Here is a 15,916-nt window from a genome sequence, read left to right as displayed (position 1 = left end):
GAGACCCTGACGATGTATACGCCGCCGGCCTTTCGCATCGACGACCGCGCCGAGATCCACGCGATGATGCGTGCCTGTCGGCTCGCCACCCTCGTCACCGCCACAGCCGAGGGCCTGTTCGCGACGCCGCTGCCGCTGATCCTCGCGGCGGAGGAGGGCGAGTTCGGCGTGCTGCATGGCCATCTCGCCCGCGCCAATCCGCAATGGCAGAAGGCGGCGATCGGCGAGGCCATGGTCCTGTTCAACGGGCCCGACGCCTACATCACGCCGTCCTGGTACGAGACCAAGCGCGAGACCGGCAAGGTCGTGCCGACCTGGAACTATCAGGCGGTGCACGCCTACGGCCCGGCCGAGTTCTTCGACGATCCCGAGCGCTTGCTCGATGCGGTGACGCGCCTCACCAATCTGCATGAGGGCACGCGGGCCGAGCCTTGGGCCGTAAATGATGCGCCGCCTGCCTTCGTGCAGGCGCAGCTGCGCGGCATCGTCGGCCTGCGTATCCCGATCACCCGGCTCGAAGGCAAGCGCAAGATGAGCCAGAACCGCCCGGCTGCCGACCGCCGCGGCGTCGCCGACGGCCTGGCCGCGAGCGAACGCGCCAGCGACCTCGCCGTTGCCGCGATGGTGCCGACCGAGGGCTGAGGGCGCCTTAGTCCTGCGTCTCGCCCTCATAGGGCGTGGCGCGCATCGACGGGCGCTGGTTGAAGCGATCGTACCAGCCGGCGAGTCGCGGTGCTCGCGCGCGGAAATCCGGCAGACGCCGGAAGCTGAGCCAGGCGAGGGCAGTCGCCAGCCCGATCTGGCCGACCGTGACCGGCCCGTCGAGATCGGCCTGCGCTTCGAGATAGTCATAGGCTTCGACGAGCTTAGTCGTCTGGCCTTCGGCGAGCAGCGGGTAACGCAAAACCTCGGGCCGACGCTCCGTTTCCCAGCGCACGGCGATGCCGGCGTCGCACAGCCCTTGAGCCAGCGCCTGGAGCCGCAAGGCTTCGTAGCGTGCCGGCCCCCCGCGCGCGATGAGCGAACCTTCTCCGGCGAGCCGGTCAAGATAATCGCAGATCACCACGGAATCGAAGAGCGCACCGGCATCGGGCGTCAGCAGCACCGGCACCTTGCCGAGCGGGTTCCGGGCGAAGACCGCGTCGTTGCGATTGGTCGGGCTGGTCTCGTGATGGATCACGTCGAGGCGGTCGGTCAGCCCGAGCTCATGGGCGCAGACCAGCACCTTACGGGCATAGGGCGAATGGCTCTGGTAGAGCAGGGTCAGCTTCTCGGCCATCACGCAGCGGTCCCGGCGACCTCGGCCGGCGTCAGCCCGACCAGCTCGGCATAGCGCTCCGGATCGGTCGCGCCCTCGGTGACGACGGCGAAGACGCGCGAGGAGGCGTCGAGCTTCAGCGCCGCGCGCGCCTGCGGATCGCGCAGTGCCGCGAGCAGCCCGGCGAAGCCGGCCGCGCCGCTTTCGCCGGCGACGATCGCCGGGTCGTTGCCGGCCGGGCGCGCCAGCCGGTTCATCGCCTCGACCGCGACCGCATCCTCGACCGTCATGAAGGCATCGGCGCTGCGAGACAAAACGCGCCAGGCGAGCGGCGAGGGATCGTAGCATTCCAGCATCGCCATCACCGTCGGCGCGCCATGGGCGATCTTGGTCGGCCGCCCGGCGCGGGCACTCTCGAACAGGCAGGCGGCGCGGGCCGGATCGACCACGGTGAAGATCGGCCGGTTCTCGCCGAGCAGCAGCGACAGATGCGCCGCGATCGCCGCGGCGATGCCGCCGACGCCGGCCTGGACGAAGACATGGGTCGGCGCCTCCGGCAATTGCCGCAGGGCCTCGCGGATGATCGCGGTGTAGCCCTGCATGACGAGACCGGGAATGCGCTCATAGCCGTCCCAGGAGGTGTCGGAGACGGTCGTCCAGCCGCGCTCATTGGCGACACGGGCGGCTTCGACGATAGAATCGTCATAGGTGCCGTCGACGCGCACGATCTCGGCGCCGAAGCGGGCGATCGCCGCGGCGCGCGGTTCGCTGACGCCGCCATGCATGAAGATCACCGAGCGCGCGCCGACCAGCTGCGCACCCTGCGCGACCGAGCGGCCGTGATTGCCGTCGGTTGCGCAGGCGAAGGTCATCTCGGATGCCACGGCGCGAACCTCAGGCGAGGTCATGTCGGCCTCGTCGAGCGTGCGTCCGAGCCGGTCGCTCGCGGCTTCCAGCACCAGACGCGCGACAGCGTAGGCGCCGCCCAGCGCCTTGAAGCTGCCGAGGCCGAGCCGCTGGCCCTCATCCTTGAGGTGCAGCGCGCCAATGCCGAGCTCCGCGGCGAGACTGGGCAGGGCCCGCAGCGGCGTCGGCACATGCTCGGCGCGTTCGGCGAGGTGCCGCTCGATCGCGTCGGCTCCGGCAGGGCCGAGCGTTTCCGCATCGGTCGGATGGAGCGGCTGGCGGAAGTCCGGGAGCTGGTTGAGCAGGAACATGCTTGCCTCGTCGGGGGTGTCGAAGTGAAGAGATATTGCAAGGGCTGCGAAAAAGGCGCTGCAATCGCCCTTGGAGCTTGCAAGTTTGTTTCATGGAGCCGTGCTTGAGCGAACCGACCGCTGCCGCCCTCGACGCGTTCGACCGGGCCATCCTCGCCATCCTGCAGCAGGACAACACCACGCCGCAGCGGGTGATCGGCGAGAAGGTCAACCTGTCGGCGCCAGCCGTGCAGCGCCGCATCCGCCGGATGGAGAAGGACGGCGTCATCACCGCCAATGTCGCGGTCGTCGAGCCGGCGGCGCTCGGCCACCCGATCACAATCTTCGTCGAGATCGAACTCGTCAGCGAGACGGCGAAGGACATCGACGCCGCCAAGCGCGCCTTCCTCGCCGCGCCCGAGGTGCAGCAGTGCTATTACGTCACCGGCGAGGTCGATTTCATGCTGGTCGTGCTGGTGCCGAGCATGGCCGCCTATGAGGCGCTGACACGCCGCCTCTTCTTCGCCGACGCCAATATCCGCAAGTTCCGCACCTTCGTGGCGATGGACCGGGTCAAGACGGGGCTGACGGTGCCGGTGGGCTAAATTCACATCGCTCCGGCTCAGATATGCGCCAGACGAGATTGGCGAGGGTCGTCGTCGGGTGGGTACACATCTCCAATATTAGTGTTGCCAATGCCCGTGCCCGGCCATCCAATACCGGACTATTCTAAATCTGCGCCATATCTCTGTTGCGAGAAACGAGCTCAACGAGTGCGCAAAAGAAATCGGGATCGCTAGCGTAGTTCCCACTTTCTCAATCCCTGACTAAATGACGATTCCGCATGTACAAAGGCGTTGGTACTTGGGATGGCAGCGCGTAGAGCGATCACAGCCGGACGCTCACCGGCCTTCAGAGCGGGAATCCTGCTTTGAATTTCTATGGTCACCGGCACGCCCGACAACCTGACGAGATTGAGCGGCCAGATTCCGGCAGGCACCATCTCCAGCGTGATGTGTTCCAGCCGGTAGTCAGCGCCTAACACCGAAGCGACGCCGGCTTGGGTCGGCTCGACGACACGCGCCGAAGCCGGATCCTTCAGGTCGGCAAAACTGATCAATGTCGGGATGTTGTTGCCGCTGAGCCTGCGACTGCCCTGCCAGTGCGGAGCGTAGGAATACCAGGAGAAGCGCGGGATGCCGTCCTTGTTCCTCGGCACATCCGCATAATCGAAGGCGCGCGCCGCCAGATCATAGACATTGACCCGCTCGCCACGCGGGCCGAGCGCCATCAATCCGACCAGATTGCGGCCTTGGCCGAGATCGACGAACACCGCTTCGCCGACCGTCGAGCACCCACCCGTCATTGTGCTGAGGCCGCCCGGCAGTGGCTCGGAGCAGGTGACCGACCAGACGGACGAACCTTCTTTCACCCCATCCGGCGTCGCGACCGCCAATGTGATCCTGAAGCGATGCTCGTAGCTCGGCTGCACGAAGACATTCCAGCCAACGATCAGCAGTGCGGGCACGCCGACGAGCAAAATCAGAAGTCTCACATCCAACCCCGCTACAACCGTCGCGGGAGTTAGGGAGATTCTCTGACCAAGCGCAATTTGCCCCACCGACCTTGCCGCTTCGGCCCAAGCCGCCTCACGAGGTCAGCGCCCCGGCAGTCATGCCCTGGACCATGAATTTCTGCAGGAAGATGAAGGCCACCACCAGAGGCAGGCTCGCCAGCACCGAGAAGGCCATCATCGTGTTCCAGTCGGTGACGAACTCCGCCATCAGGCTGTAGATCGCCATGGTCAGCACCCGGTTCTCCCAGGATTCGATCAGCACCACCGCGAACAGGAACTCGTTCCAGGCGAGCAGGAAGGTGTAGAGCCCCGCGCCGATGAAGGCGGGATAGGACATCGGCACCAGCGTCCTGAAGATCGCGCCGACCCGCGAGCAGCCGTCGACCATCGCGGCCTCCTCGATATCGCGCGGGATGTTGATGAAGTAGCTGCGCAGCATCAGGATGCAGAAGGGCAAGGTGAAGGTCAGGTAGACCACGATCAGCGAGGTGCGGGTATCGTAGAGCCCGAGCGTGATGAAGATGCGGAAATAGGGGATGCAGAGCAGCACCAGCGGGAACATCTGCGTGGTGATCAGAAACATCAGCACCGCCCGCTGCCCGGCGAACTTGAAGCGCGCCAGGGCATAGGCCGCCATCGCCCCGAGGATCAACGAGAGCGCCGTCACGACCAGCGAGATCAGCATCGTGTTCGCGAAGACGACGAGATAGCGCGGGCTCGCGAAGATCTTGCGATAGCCTTCCATGGTGAAGACCTGCGGCAGCCATTCCGGCGGCATCCGCATCACCTCGATGTTCGGACGCACCGAGACCGTCAGCATCCAGGCGAGCGGGAAGAAGACGATCGCGATCGCAACCAGCAGCATGAGGTAGGCGGCAAGATTGATCAGGCGCTCACGACCGCGCGTACCGATCCGGCCGAGATAGGGGCGTGGATGCGCTGCGGCGCTGGGCAGGGCGACAGTCATTGCTGATTGCTCATGGTTCGGCGGACATAGATGGCGCTGACGATGAAGAGCACGATGAACATGACCACGGCCTCGGCCGAGGCGTAGCCGAATTTCAGCTTCTGGAAGCCGTCGAAATAGATCGCCGTCGCCAGGACTTCCGAGCCATGCGCCGGCCCGCCGCCGGTCATCACATAGACCGGGTCGAAGGCACGGAATGTCCAGATCGAGTCGAGCAGCACGATCGTGGTGATGACGCTGCGCAGCTGCGGCAAAGTGATGTGCCAGAACTGCCGGAACAGCGAGGCGCCGTCGATCTCGGCGGCTTCGTAGAGCTGCTTCGGGATCGCCTGCAGGCCGGCGAGCAGCATCACCATGAAGAACGGGAAGGCGCGCCAGACGTTCATCGCCGTCACCGAGCCTAGCGCCGTCGATGGGTCGCCGAGCCAGGAGATGGTGAAGTTGGTGTCGATGATCCCGAGCGAGGCGAGCAGGCCGTTGAGCACGCCGAAGGGCTGCAGCATCAGCACCCAGATCATGCCGGCGACGGTCGGCGCCAGCAGCCAGGGCACGATCAGCAGGCCGCGCGCGACGGTGCGGAAGGCCGGGTCGAGATTCATGTTGAGCAGCAGCGCGAGGCCGAGCCCGATCACCAGATGCAGCAGGACGCTGAAGAAGGTGAAGACGACGGTCTGCCAGAAGGCGCGCCAGAACAGCGGGTCGTTGGCGAGCGCGATGTAGTTGCCGAAGCCGACCCAGACCTCGCGCTGAAGGTTGCTGTCGTGGAAGCTCAGGCGGACCACGTCGATCAGCGGGTAGATCAACAGCGCGACGAGGATCAGCAGCGACGGCCACAGGAAGGACGCAGCCAGTAGCTCCTCGCGGTATTTGCGTTTGAGCGTAAGCAGCATGTCTCGCCGATCGTTGCGAACCGGCCGCGCCGTCTTGCGGTGGCCGGTCCTGCGCGAGGGGGAGGAGCCGGCCGGATCAGAATCCGGCCGGGAACGGTCACGTCAGGCGATCACATCCGCCGGTCACTTGGCCGCGGCGAGGACCTTGTTCCACTCGGCGGCAGCGTCATCGAGCGCCTGCTTGGCGGTCTTCTTGCCTTGCACAGCGTTCTGGATCTCGGTGCTCATCACCTTGTTCATCTGCACGGCGTTGGGCATCGACAGGAACGGCGACTGCGCGTTGGGCTGCGCCATTTGCGTCACGAAAGCCTGGAAGAGCTTGCGCTCCTTGAACCAGTCCTGGTTGGAGACGTCGATGCGCGCCGGGAAGCCGCCGGTGCCCTTCGCCCACATCTCGATGCCCTTCGGCCCCGAGAGCCAGCGCATGAAGGTCCAGGCAGCGTCCTTGTCCTGCGCCTGGCTGCTGATGGTGTTGAGCGAGCCGCGCACCATGGTGCCGGTGCTCTTGCCCTTCGGCAGCGGCGCGATGTCGTAGTTGAGATTCGGGTTGAGCTGCTTCTGGATGGCGACGCCCCACGGCCCCTCGAACATCATCGCGACATTGCCGGTGGCGAAGTTGGCGCGCTTCTCCTTCTCGCCATTGCTCAGCACGCCCGGCACCGAGACTTTGTCCTTGTTCACGCGCTCGATGTACCACTCGATCGCGGCGACGCCCTCGGGGCTGTTGAACACGGCCTTGTTGGTCGCTGGGTCCATGAGCGTCGCTCCGCCCTGCAACAGCAGCGGGTAGATGTCGTAGGTCATGTTGGTCGGCGGCTCGGCCTGGAGCGTGCCGGTGACCGCGAACTGGCGCTTGTCGGGAATGGTCAGCTTGCGCGAATATTCGGCGAACTCGTCCCAGGTCTTGGGCGGGCCGGAGAGGCCGGCGGCCTTGAACAGGTCGGTGTTCCAGAACAGCGCCACCGCGCCGCTCTCGATCGGCAGGTAGTACTGCTTGCCCTTCCACTTCGCATGGAAGGTCACCGGGATGTTCGCGAAGAATTCCTTCGGCTCCTTGGCGATGCGGGTGTCGAGCGGCTCGATCATGCCGAGATCGGCGAACTCGGCGACCCAGTCGACCTGGACCAGCAGCACGTCTGGCAGCTTCTTGGCCTGGTGCAGCACGATGGCCCGGTCGTGGAAGCCGGTGAACGGCGAGTCGACCGGCGTCAGCTTGATATCGGGATGGTCCTTCTCGAAGGCGGCCTTGAGCTCGCCCATGAACTTCTCGCCGACCTCGGTGCCCTTCCACTGGCCCCAGCGAACTTCTTTCTGCTGGGCGAGTGCGAGCGTCGGCAGGCTGGTCATCGCGGCGAGCGTCATCGCGGCGAGTTTCAGCAAGGAAGACCTGCGATGCTGATCCATATGCGTTTCCTCCCGTTGGTTGTCCCTTTGGCAGTCTTCTTGGTCAGCGGCGCATCCGTCGTTGCGGGCGCCGGAACAGGCGTTTAGGCGGCGCGGGCTTTTCGCAGGGCCTCGGGCACCGGTGGTGCGACCTTGACCAGCGTGGTGTTCTCGTCGACCAATCTGCTCGTCCCGCCGACATTCATCCAGGTGAACATGTTGCGGAACATCTCCTGGAGCGAGGCCATGATCGCGGTCTCGGCCTCCTTCGGCATCTCCCAGAACGGCTTCTTCATCACCTTCCAGGATTTCTTGCGGGTATTGTAGAAGAACTGCGCATCGGTCTCGCCCGCCCCCTTCTCTGAAAGGTGATTGGCGAAGGTGTACTCCCGGATCTGGTCCCTCAGTGCCTGCGGCAGGGCAGGGTGGTCGAAGATCAGGTTGTTGAAGCCTAGCGCGAGATGGACCTCGACCGCTTCCGCCACCGGGAGCTTGGCAAGCTGCGTGCCGGGCAGGGTCGAGGCGCCGTGCTGAACCGCACCGGCCATGTTGTAGTCCTTGCGGCAGATCGTCGAGATCGTCTTCAGGAGGTCGTAGTCGACATTGACCTGCGCCAGCGTGCCGTCCGGCAGCACCTTGCCGCCATGGTAGGTGCCGGAGTTGATCGAGATCTTGCTGACGATCGGAAGCTTGGCGCTGCGCTTGGCCATCTCCGCCAGATAGACCTTCATGAAGGCGCGCAGTTCTTCCGGCGTGGTGTTCTCGTGGCCGACTTCGCCGATCTCGGCGCCGAGCGAGATCGAGACGCCCTTGGGCTCGATGCCGCGGACGAACTCGGTGAAATGTGCGGTGAGCTCGGCGTTGACGCGCTGCTGGTCCTCGACCGTCGCTAATGACAGGTCGACCACCGTCGAGGCGTCGATGTCGATGCTGTACATGCCGGCCGCGACCTGCTCGCGCATGATGGTCTCGAGCTTGCGGACCTCCGCCTTCGGGTCGGCGAGATAGGCCTTGGCATTGATCTGGTCGTGGTCGGCCTGCAGGAAGACCGGGCCAGTATAGCCCTCGCGCAGCGCCGCGGCGAGCACCGCGGCGGCGTATTCGAGCGGCGGCTGCTGGGCGTAGAGCGCCTCGCCCACCGCCTGCTCGAAGATGAAGAGCTTGGAATCGAGTTCCTTGCCGGCGCGGAAGACGGCGCGGCAGGTGTGGTAGCTCCAGCCGCGCAGGTTCATCGCCGGCACCGTCTTGCCGGACCATTTGCCAGCGGCACAGGCGAGATAGAGTTCCTGGATCGAGGCCGGCACGATGCCGGCGGCATGGGCGGCCTCGCGGATCGCCCAGATTGCCACAGCGCGGGTTTCCGGCTCGGCCAGTGCCGCCGTCTCAGCCCAGCGGTCAATCATCGCGTCGGAGGGCCGCTTGCTTTTGCTGAAGTCGGGTGAGGGGCCGGAAAGATCGACACCGATCGTCTTGAGGTCGTCGGTAAGCTCAGCGAGCGAGGAGCATGCCATGGATAACACCTTCGGAAACGGCTTCGAGACGGATGGTGTCGGCGGGCTTCCGGCCGGGCGGGCCGGGCCCACCGCATCACGTTCGCAATGAATGCATGCTGTTTTCGTTATCGCAAGTCATATTATCGTTTTCGCGCATTGCAACATAAGCCATGTTGCAATGCGCAATCGATCCGGACTTCAATTCGGGTGCGTTTCGCCGCTCGCCAGCAAGGCCTGGACAGCGGCGCGATCGGGCATGCCGTCCCAGCCATTGCCGCGCTCGGCCTTGAGCGCGGCGACGGCAGCCGCCAGGCGCGCCGCCTCGACCGGGCTCTGCCCTTCGCAAAGCCCGAGTGCATAGGCGCCATGGAAGACGTCGCCGCAGCCGGTGGTATCCTTCGCCGCGATCTTGAAGGCAGGGACGCTGACAAGTTCGCCAGCGATCAGCCAGAGGCTGCCGGCGGTGCCGCGTGTTACGGCAAAGACCTTGTTTGAGCCGTTGGCGCAGTGCCGCAGCAGTTCCTCGGCTGGGCCGTCGCCGGCAAAATCGCGCAGACCTTCAGCCGAAAACACGATGTGGTCTGCCTTAGCGATCAGGCGGCGATTATCCTCCGGCGTGCCGCCGTCGACATCGAGAACGGTGGGGATGCCGGCGGCCCGAGCGCGCTCGAGCACGACCCCGGCGGCGGCCGGCCAGCGCGTATCCGCAAGTACCGCGCCTGCCTGCGCAAGACCGTCCTGCGGCAGCACGCTCGCATCCTGCGACAGACTGCGCCGGTTCGAGACGATGCTACGCTCACCGCGCTTGTCGACGAGGACGATCGCCCTGAGCGTGCGCCCCTCTGGCAGGATGGCGACGTCGTCGCAGTCGACGCCATGCCCACGCAGCAGCCGCAGTGCCGTCTCGCCGGCGGCGTCGGCGCCGACCCGGCCCCAATAGGCGGCCTCGCCACCAAGACGGCAGATCGCCACCGCCGCGGTCGCAGCCGGTCCGCCGAAGCGCTCGGCATAATCGAGCACGCCGGTCTTGATGCCGGCCGAGGGCAGGGCCTCGACCTGGAAAACCTCGTCCTGGACGAGATTGCCGACGCAGAGGATTCGGTAGCCGCTCATGCCCATTGTCCCCAGTCCGGAAGGATGGCTCGTTGGGGGAAGCGCACATGACGGCGTATCCGCCGGCTCCCTGGCCGCGTGATGAGCATTTTCCGTCCCGTCGGACCTCGTTGTCGATGTCGCCGGCAGGATCCGATTGCGCGGCGCGGGCGATGATGCCCTACGCTTTCACTTTCGCAACACCATTTTCGCAAACGCGCATTGCGTGTAAGGGACGGGTGGTCGTAGAGACGGGTTCACCGATAGATTGATGCAACCCACCCGGGTTCGGCTCTGAAGCAGGCCTGCAATGGAACCGCTGAGCAAACGTCACGCCGACATCCTCGATATCCTCGGCAAGCGCGGCTATGTCGCGATCGAGGAGATGGTCTCCGCCTTCAACGTCACGCCGCAGACCGTGCGGCGCGACCTGCAGGATCTCGCCGATCGCGGGCTGCTGCGCCGCCATCACGGCGGAGCGAGCGCCAACCTCTCGACCGTGAACACAGATTACGGCCTCCGGGTCGTCGAGACGGCGGTCGAGAAAGCCGCGATGGCGCAGGCCGCCGCCGAACTGGTGACGCCGGGTACATCGCTGTTCATCACGCCGGGCACGACCATGGACGCGCTCGCCAAGGCGATCGCCGAACGCCGTCCGCGCGGCCTGCGTGTCGTCACCAATAGTACCGCTGCGGCGGCGATCCTCGACAAATGCCCGGAGATCTCGATCCTGATCACCGGCGGGCACTGGCTCGGGCCGAACCGCGCCTGCGGCGGCATGCACGCGGCTGCCTTCATCGAGAATTATCGCTGCGACCTGCACATGACCAGCATCGGCGGCATCGACGCGGCCGGGAACCTGCTCGAATACCGTGACGACGAGGCGGTGGTCGGGCGCACCATGCTGCGCAACGCCCGCCGCTCGGTGCTGCTCGCCGACCACACCAAGTTCAGCCGCGTCGCCATGGCGCGCCTCGCCCATCTCAGCGAGATCTCGACCTTGGTGACCGACCGCCAGCCGCCGGCCGCGACCGCCCAGATGATCCGCGACGCGCGCTGCGAGCTGATCGTAGCCGGCTGATCACGCAACGGTGAGCGCGGACGCGTTGCGCGCCAGCCGCTGCGGCCTATCTTGATGAGAGGTCGCCGGCGCCACCCAGGCGCATTCCCTCGCGGCCTCATCAGTCAAAATTCCCATCGTTGAAAGAGACACGTCATGCGCTATCAAACGCTTGGCCAGACCGGCCTGCTCGTCTCCGAATTGTGCCTTGGCACCATGACCTTCGGAGGCGGCGACAACGGCATCTGGGGCAATATCGGCCGGCTCGACCAGCAGGAGGCCGATGCGCTGGTGAAGACCGCGCTCGATGCCGGCATCAATTTCATCGACACCGCCAATGTCTATGCGGAGGGCAATTCCGAGCAGATCACCGGCCAGGCCCTGCGCAATCTCGGCATCAAGCGCGACGAGGTCGTCGTCGCCACCAAGGTCTATGGCCGGATGGGGCAGGGGCCGAACGGCTCCGGCGCCAGCCGCTACCACATCCTCGAACAGGCCAAGGCCAGCCTGAAGCGGCTCCAGCTCGACCATATCGACCTCTACCAGATCCATGCCTTCGACACCGTCACGCCGATGGAGGAGACGCTCGAGGCACTGGATGCGCTCGTGCGGCAGGGGCTGGTGCGCTACGTCGGCGTCTCGAACTGGGCGGCCTGGCAGGTCGCCAAGGCGCTCGGCATCTCCGAGCGCCGGCACCTGGCGCGCATCGCCTCGCTGCAGGCCTATTACACCATCGCCGGTCGCGATCTCGAACGCGAGATCGCGCCGATGCTGCTCTCCGAGAAGGTCGGATTGATGGTCTGGAGCCCGCTCGCCGGTGGCCTGCTCTCCGGCAAATACGACCGCCGCAATGAGCAGGGTGGCGAGGGTCGGCGGGCCAGCTTCGACTTCCCGCCGGTCGATCGCGAGCGCGGCTATGACGTCATCGACGCGATGCGGCCGATCGCCGAGGCGCACAAGGCCTCGGTCGCGCAGGTGGCGCTCGCCTGGCTGTTGCACCAGCCGGCGGTGACAAGCGCGATCGTCGGCGCCAAGCGGATCGAGCAATTGAACGAGAACATCGCAGCGATCGAGATCACGTTCACTGCCGATGAATTGGCGACGCTCGACGTCGTCAGTGCCCTGCCGAAGGAGTATCCAGGCTGGATGCTGGAACGCCAGGGCGCCAATCGCGCCAAGCCCGATCCGCGCCGGGTCGGATAAAACAGGCTGAGCGACGAGGTAGAGCCTCTCCGTCTTTCCGGGGCTTCGCGTAGCGAAGAGCCCGGAACCCATGAACACTGCTGGAGCCGGATCGAGTTACGCACGGTTCTCAAGCTTTCCGGAACCGTCGTGTTCATGGGTTCCGGGCTCAGGCCTACGGCCTGCCCCGGAATGACGGAGGAGTTTGTCAGAAGCGGTCGCTGGCTTCCAGATAGAGGCTGGCGACCGCCTCGATGCCATGCTGGTCATCGGCATCGAAACGGCCCGGCTCCGGGCTGTCGAGATCGATCACGCCGATGACCTCGCCGTCGCGGATCAGCGGCACCACCAACTCGGAGCGCGAGGCGGCGTCGCAGGCGATATGGCCGGGGAAGGCGTGCACGTCCTCGACCAGCATCGTTTCGCGCCGGGCGACGGCCGTGCCGCAGACGCCGCGCCCGACCGGGATGCGCACGCAGGCCGGCTTGCCCTGGAAGGGGCCGAGCACGAGCTCGCCGCCACGCATCAGGTAGAACCCGGCCCAGTTGAGGGTCGGCATCGCGTCGTACAGGAGCGCCGAAAGGTTGGCGGCGTTGGCGATCGCATCGCGCTCACCATGCAGCAGGCCTTCGAGCTGCTGAACGAGCTCCCTGTAGAAGCCCGGCTTGTCGCTGGCCGAGATCGTCGCCGCCTGGAACATCGTCGCCTCCGTAAAGTCGAGGCTGGATATGCGCCGCCTGAGCGGATTTTGCGAGGGTTATGGCCGGTCGGAGGGCGGGGGGCAGCTGCGCGTCCAGAGCAGGAAGGCAGAGAGCCGCCGCAGTTGCCGTGTGGCGAAATAGAGCACGTAGACCATCATGCGTCTCCAGTTTGGAGCCCACGACAGCATCGTGGCGCTTTTAGCTTTGGTGACGCGGTGCAAGCTGCTCCGACAAATCCCGCGACCGGCCCGCATCGCTGCGGTTCGATCCTCAAATCATTCGCAATCGCCGCTGCGGGGTCAATGAAACGGCTGTTCAAAGATTTGATGACAGATGGCGAAATCGTCCCCGGCGGCGGCTCGCCGGGGAATGTTCAGGTGAAGTGTCGGTTGGCCGGCCGCGGCAGGCCGAGATGGTCGCGCAATGTCGGCCCCTGATACTCCCGGCGGAACAGGCCGCGCCGCTGCAACTCCGGCACGACCTTGTCGACGAAGTCGTCGAGTCCCTCCGGCAGATAGGGGAACATCACGTTGAAGCCGTCGCTGCCGCGCTCGATAAGCCATTGCTCCATCTCGTCGGCGATGGTCTTCGTCGTCCCGACGAAAGCAAGTCCGCCATAGCCGCCGAGGCGCTGGGCGAGCTGGCGGACGGTCAGGTTCTCGCGGCGGGCGAGCGCGATCGTGCGTTCGCGTCCGCTCTTGCTCTGGTTGGTGTCCGGGATATCGGGCAGCGGCGCATCCGGATCGAAACCTGTGGCATCATGGCCGAGCGCGATCGAGAGCGAGGCGATGGCGCTGTCGTAGTGGACGAAGGAGTCGAGCAGAGCCCGCTTCTCGCGGGCTTCCTCGACCGTCTCGCCGACGACAGTCAGCACGCCAGGCAGGATCTTGAGATGGTCGGGGTTGCGGCCGATCGCCTCCATTCGTCCCTTCACATCGGCGTAGAAGGCCTGGCCGGCCGCGAGCGTGCCATGCGCCGCGAACACGACCTCCGCCGTCTCCGCCGCGAGCTGACGGCCGGGCTCGGAGGCACCAGCCTGGACGATCACCGGCCAGCCCTGCGGTGGCCTTGCGATGTTGAGCGGGCCGCGCACCGAGAGATGTTCGCCCTTGTGATCAAGGCGCCGCATTTTATCCGGGTCGAAATAAATGCCGCTGTCGCGGTCGCGAATGAAGGCGTCGTCGGCGAAGGAATCCCACAGGCCGGTGACGACATCGTAGAACTCGCGCGCCCGGTCATAGCGCTCGCCATGGTCGACATGGGTGTCGAGACCGAAATTCAGAGCGGCATCGGGGTTCGAGGTGGTGACGATGTTCCAGCCGGCGCGGCCGCCGCTGATATGGTCGAGCGAGGCGAAGCGCCGGGCGATGTGATAGGGCGCGTCGAAGGTGGTCGAGGCGGTGGCGACGAGGCCGATGCGCTCGGTCGCGCCGGCGAGCGCCGAGAGCAGGGTGAACGGCTCGAACGAGGTCACCGTATGGCTGCGTTTCAGCGCCTCGACCGGCATGTTCAGCACGGCGAGATGGTCGGCCATGAAGAAGGCGTCGAACTTGCCGGCCTCCAGCTTCTGCGCGAAGCGCTTCAGATGGCCAAAGTTGAAGTTGGCATCGGGATAGGCGCCGGGATAGCGCCAGGCGCCGGTATGGATGCTGACGGGGCGCATGAAGGCCCCGAGGTGAAGCTGGCGCGCGGTCGTCATGGCTGGCCTCGGCAGGCGGTTGCTCAGAGCATGCTGAGCTATGTCCGCGCCCGCCGTTGCGCCATGGCGCCGCGAAAAAAGCCTGGAACCATCTATAGATAGAGGTCAGCGTAGAGGGTTCGTCTCAGCAAGCAAAGAACCGGAGAAGTTCGGTTCCGGGGGACGGCGCTTCCGTCATGGTCGGGCCCGTCCCGACCATCCACGCCTTCGCCTGCGGATAGAGAGCGCGGGAACCCTTCTCCCATGTGGGAGAAGGGCAGGGATGAGGGCCCGCCCTATCCGTAGAAGGCACGACGGTACCGTTGCGCCTCAGCAATCAGCGGCAGTCCCTCACCCCTACCCCTCTCCCATCCGGGAGAGGGGATCCCGCGCATGTCCCCGCCGCTTTCGCCTTGCGGCAGGTCTCCTTAGACCGCCGCCTTCTTGATCGCCTCCAGCGTCTCACTGCCATATTTGCCGACGAACTCCTTCTCGACCTCGGCGGTGACGATCTTGGCGAAGGAGTCGCGGTCGGGGGTCTCGACCGCCTGCATGCCGGCCTTCTTCAGTTCGGCGAGGCTCGACCCTTCCGTGTCCTCGTTCATCTGGCGCTGGATGCCGGCGATCTCCACTGCGATGGTGGGCAGCATCTGCTGGATGTCGGCCGGCATTGCGTCGAACTTGGTCTTGTTCATCACCAGCGGGCCGGTGGTGAAGGCGTGGCGCGTCAGCGAGAGATGCTTCTGCACCTCGTTGAACTTGGCGTTGAGGATCAGCGTCACCGGGTTCTCCTGGCCGTCGACCGTGCCGGTCTCCAGCGCGGTGAAGAGCTCGGTGAAGGCCATCGGGGTGGGGATCGCGCCGAGCAGCTGGAAGGCCTTGATATGGGCCGGGTTCGGCGTGGTGCGAATTTTCAGGCCCTTGAGGTCGGCAGCGGTCGCGACGGGGCGGCGGTTGTTGGTCAGGTTGCGCCAGCCGATCTCCCAGGTCGCGAGCGCCTTCAGGTTCGAGCCTTCGAGTTCCTTGCGCAGGCCGTCGCCGATCGGCCCGTCCATCACGGCGGCTGCATGCTTGCGGCTCTGGATCAGGAAAGGCAGGTCGAGCACGTTGAGCTTGGGCGCCAGCCCCGTGAAGAACGGGTTGCCGGTCAGGCAGACGTCGAGCGAGCCGCCGCGCACTGCGCTGATCGTCTGGGCGTCAGAGCCGAGTGCGCCATTCGCGAAGACCTGGACCTCGTAGCGGCCCTGGCTCTTGGCCTTGACCTGCTCGGCGAAGAGCAGCGCTGCCTTGTGCCAGCTATCGGCTTCCGGATGCGGATGGGCGAAGCGCAGCTTTACCGCCTGCGCCAGGGCCGGGCGGCCGATGGCGAAGAGGGCGATGCCGGCGCTCGCGCCGGTGAGGGCGGTCCTGCGGGTGATGGTCATGAGCGTGTCCTCCCTT

15 protein-coding genes are annotated in these 15,916 nt (G+C 65.7%); 4 read left to right on the top strand and 11 right to left on the bottom strand.

All coding sequences use genetic code 11. The annotated features are described in order from the left end of the window. Positions 1–12: 12 nt before the first annotated feature. Positions 13–642, top strand: coding sequence for an FMN-binding negative transcriptional regulator (locus ACSQ3M_RS05980; RefSeq protein WP_436149129.1), 630 nt, complete (start codon positions 13–15; stop codon positions 640–642). Between the two features lie 7 nt (positions 643–649). Here ACSQ3M_RS05980 and ACSQ3M_RS05975 read toward each other — a convergent pair whose 3' ends face one another. Beyond that, positions 650–1,267: a glutathione S-transferase family protein gene (locus ACSQ3M_RS05975; RefSeq protein ID WP_436149299.1), complete on the bottom strand. Its 618-nt coding sequence runs from the start codon at positions 1,265–1,267 to the stop codon at positions 650–652. Positions 1,268–1,278: 11 nt separating this feature from the next. Further along, positions 1,279–2,475: a diaminopropionate ammonia-lyase gene (locus ACSQ3M_RS05970; RefSeq protein ID WP_436149128.1), complete on the bottom strand. Its 1,197-nt coding sequence runs from the start codon at positions 2,473–2,475 to the stop codon at positions 1,279–1,281. A 104-nt stretch (positions 2,476–2,579) separates the two neighbouring features. Between ACSQ3M_RS05970 and ACSQ3M_RS05965 the strand changes: the two genes are divergently transcribed. Next, the gene (locus tag ACSQ3M_RS05965; RefSeq protein WP_436149127.1) at positions 2,580–3,059 is read left to right on the top strand and encodes an Lrp/AsnC family transcriptional regulator; all 480 of its coding nucleotides are present in this window, start codon (positions 2,580–2,582) and stop codon (positions 3,057–3,059) included. 191 nt (positions 3,060–3,250) lie between these two features. On the opposite strand, the gene ACSQ3M_RS05960 is transcribed toward ACSQ3M_RS05965, so the two are convergent. The 6 genes from ACSQ3M_RS05960 to ACSQ3M_RS05935 form a co-directional block, all read right to left on the bottom strand. After that, a complete protein-coding gene (locus ACSQ3M_RS05960; protein ID WP_436149126.1) occupies positions 3,251–4,009 on the bottom strand; it encodes a hypothetical protein in 759 nt (252 codons plus the stop codon). A gap of 94 nt (positions 4,010–4,103) precedes the next feature. After that, on the bottom strand, positions 4,104–4,997 hold the full coding sequence (locus tag ACSQ3M_RS05955) for a carbohydrate ABC transporter permease (protein WP_436149125.1): 894 nt from the start codon (positions 4,995–4,997) through the stop codon (positions 4,104–4,106). Further along, a complete protein-coding gene (locus tag ACSQ3M_RS05950; RefSeq protein WP_436149124.1) occupies positions 4,994–5,887 on the bottom strand; it encodes a carbohydrate ABC transporter permease in 894 nt (297 codons plus the stop codon). The genes ACSQ3M_RS05955 and ACSQ3M_RS05950 overlap by 4 nt, the downstream gene beginning before the upstream one ends. Positions 5,888–6,010: 123 nt before the next feature. Next, entirely contained in the window at positions 6,011–7,291 is a 1,281-nt protein-coding gene (locus ACSQ3M_RS05945; protein WP_436149123.1) for an ABC transporter substrate-binding protein, read from the bottom strand. Positions 7,292–7,374: 83 nt separating this feature from the next. Further along, complete coding sequence (locus ACSQ3M_RS05940) at positions 7,375–8,781, bottom strand: hypothetical protein (protein WP_436149122.1); 1,407 nt, start codon at positions 8,779–8,781, stop codon at positions 7,375–7,377. A gap of 180 nt (positions 8,782–8,961) precedes the next feature. After that, a complete protein-coding gene (locus ACSQ3M_RS05935) occupies positions 8,962–9,876 on the bottom strand; it encodes a PfkB family carbohydrate kinase (RefSeq protein ID WP_436149121.1) in 915 nt (304 codons plus the stop codon). Between the two features lie 289 nt (positions 9,877–10,165). Between ACSQ3M_RS05935 and ACSQ3M_RS05930 the strand changes: the two genes are divergently transcribed. Next, positions 10,166–10,936 carry a DeoR/GlpR family DNA-binding transcription regulator gene (locus ACSQ3M_RS05930; RefSeq protein ID WP_436149120.1) on the top strand — a complete coding sequence of 257 codons (771 nt, stop codon included), beginning with the start codon at positions 10,166–10,168 and terminating at the stop codon, positions 10,934–10,936. Between the two features lie 135 nt (positions 10,937–11,071). Beyond that, positions 11,072–12,118, top strand: a complete 1,047-nt coding sequence (locus ACSQ3M_RS05925) for an aldo/keto reductase (protein WP_436149119.1) — start codon at positions 11,072–11,074, stop codon at positions 12,116–12,118. Positions 12,119–12,305: 187 nt separating this feature from the next. On the opposite strand, the gene ACSQ3M_RS05920 is transcribed toward ACSQ3M_RS05925, so the two are convergent. The 3 genes from ACSQ3M_RS05920 to ACSQ3M_RS05910 all read right to left on the bottom strand — a co-directional run bounded on the left by ACSQ3M_RS05920 (position 12,306) and on the right by ACSQ3M_RS05910 (position 15,900). After that, the gene (locus tag ACSQ3M_RS05920; RefSeq protein WP_436149118.1) at positions 12,306–12,797 is read right to left on the bottom strand and encodes a GAF domain-containing protein; all 492 of its coding nucleotides are present in this window, start codon (positions 12,795–12,797) and stop codon (positions 12,306–12,308) included. A gap of 374 nt (positions 12,798–13,171) precedes the next feature. Then, positions 13,172–14,497: an LLM class flavin-dependent oxidoreductase gene (locus tag ACSQ3M_RS05915; protein WP_436149117.1), complete on the bottom strand. Its 1,326-nt coding sequence runs from the start codon at positions 14,495–14,497 to the stop codon at positions 13,172–13,174. A gap of 407 nt (positions 14,498–14,904) precedes the next feature. Beyond that, positions 14,905–15,900: a TRAP transporter substrate-binding protein gene (locus ACSQ3M_RS05910; protein WP_436149116.1), complete on the bottom strand. Its 996-nt coding sequence runs from the start codon at positions 15,898–15,900 to the stop codon at positions 14,905–14,907. Positions 15,901–15,916: the final 16 nt, after the last annotated feature.

This window comes from Allobosea sp. LjRoot90, from assembly GCF_964254315.1.
Classification (GTDB): domain Bacteria; phylum Pseudomonadota; class Alphaproteobacteria; order Rhizobiales; family Beijerinckiaceae; genus Allobosea.
The sequence above is the reverse complement of the archived record's forward strand: the minus strand, read 5'-3'. Positions and strand labels throughout refer to the sequence as shown.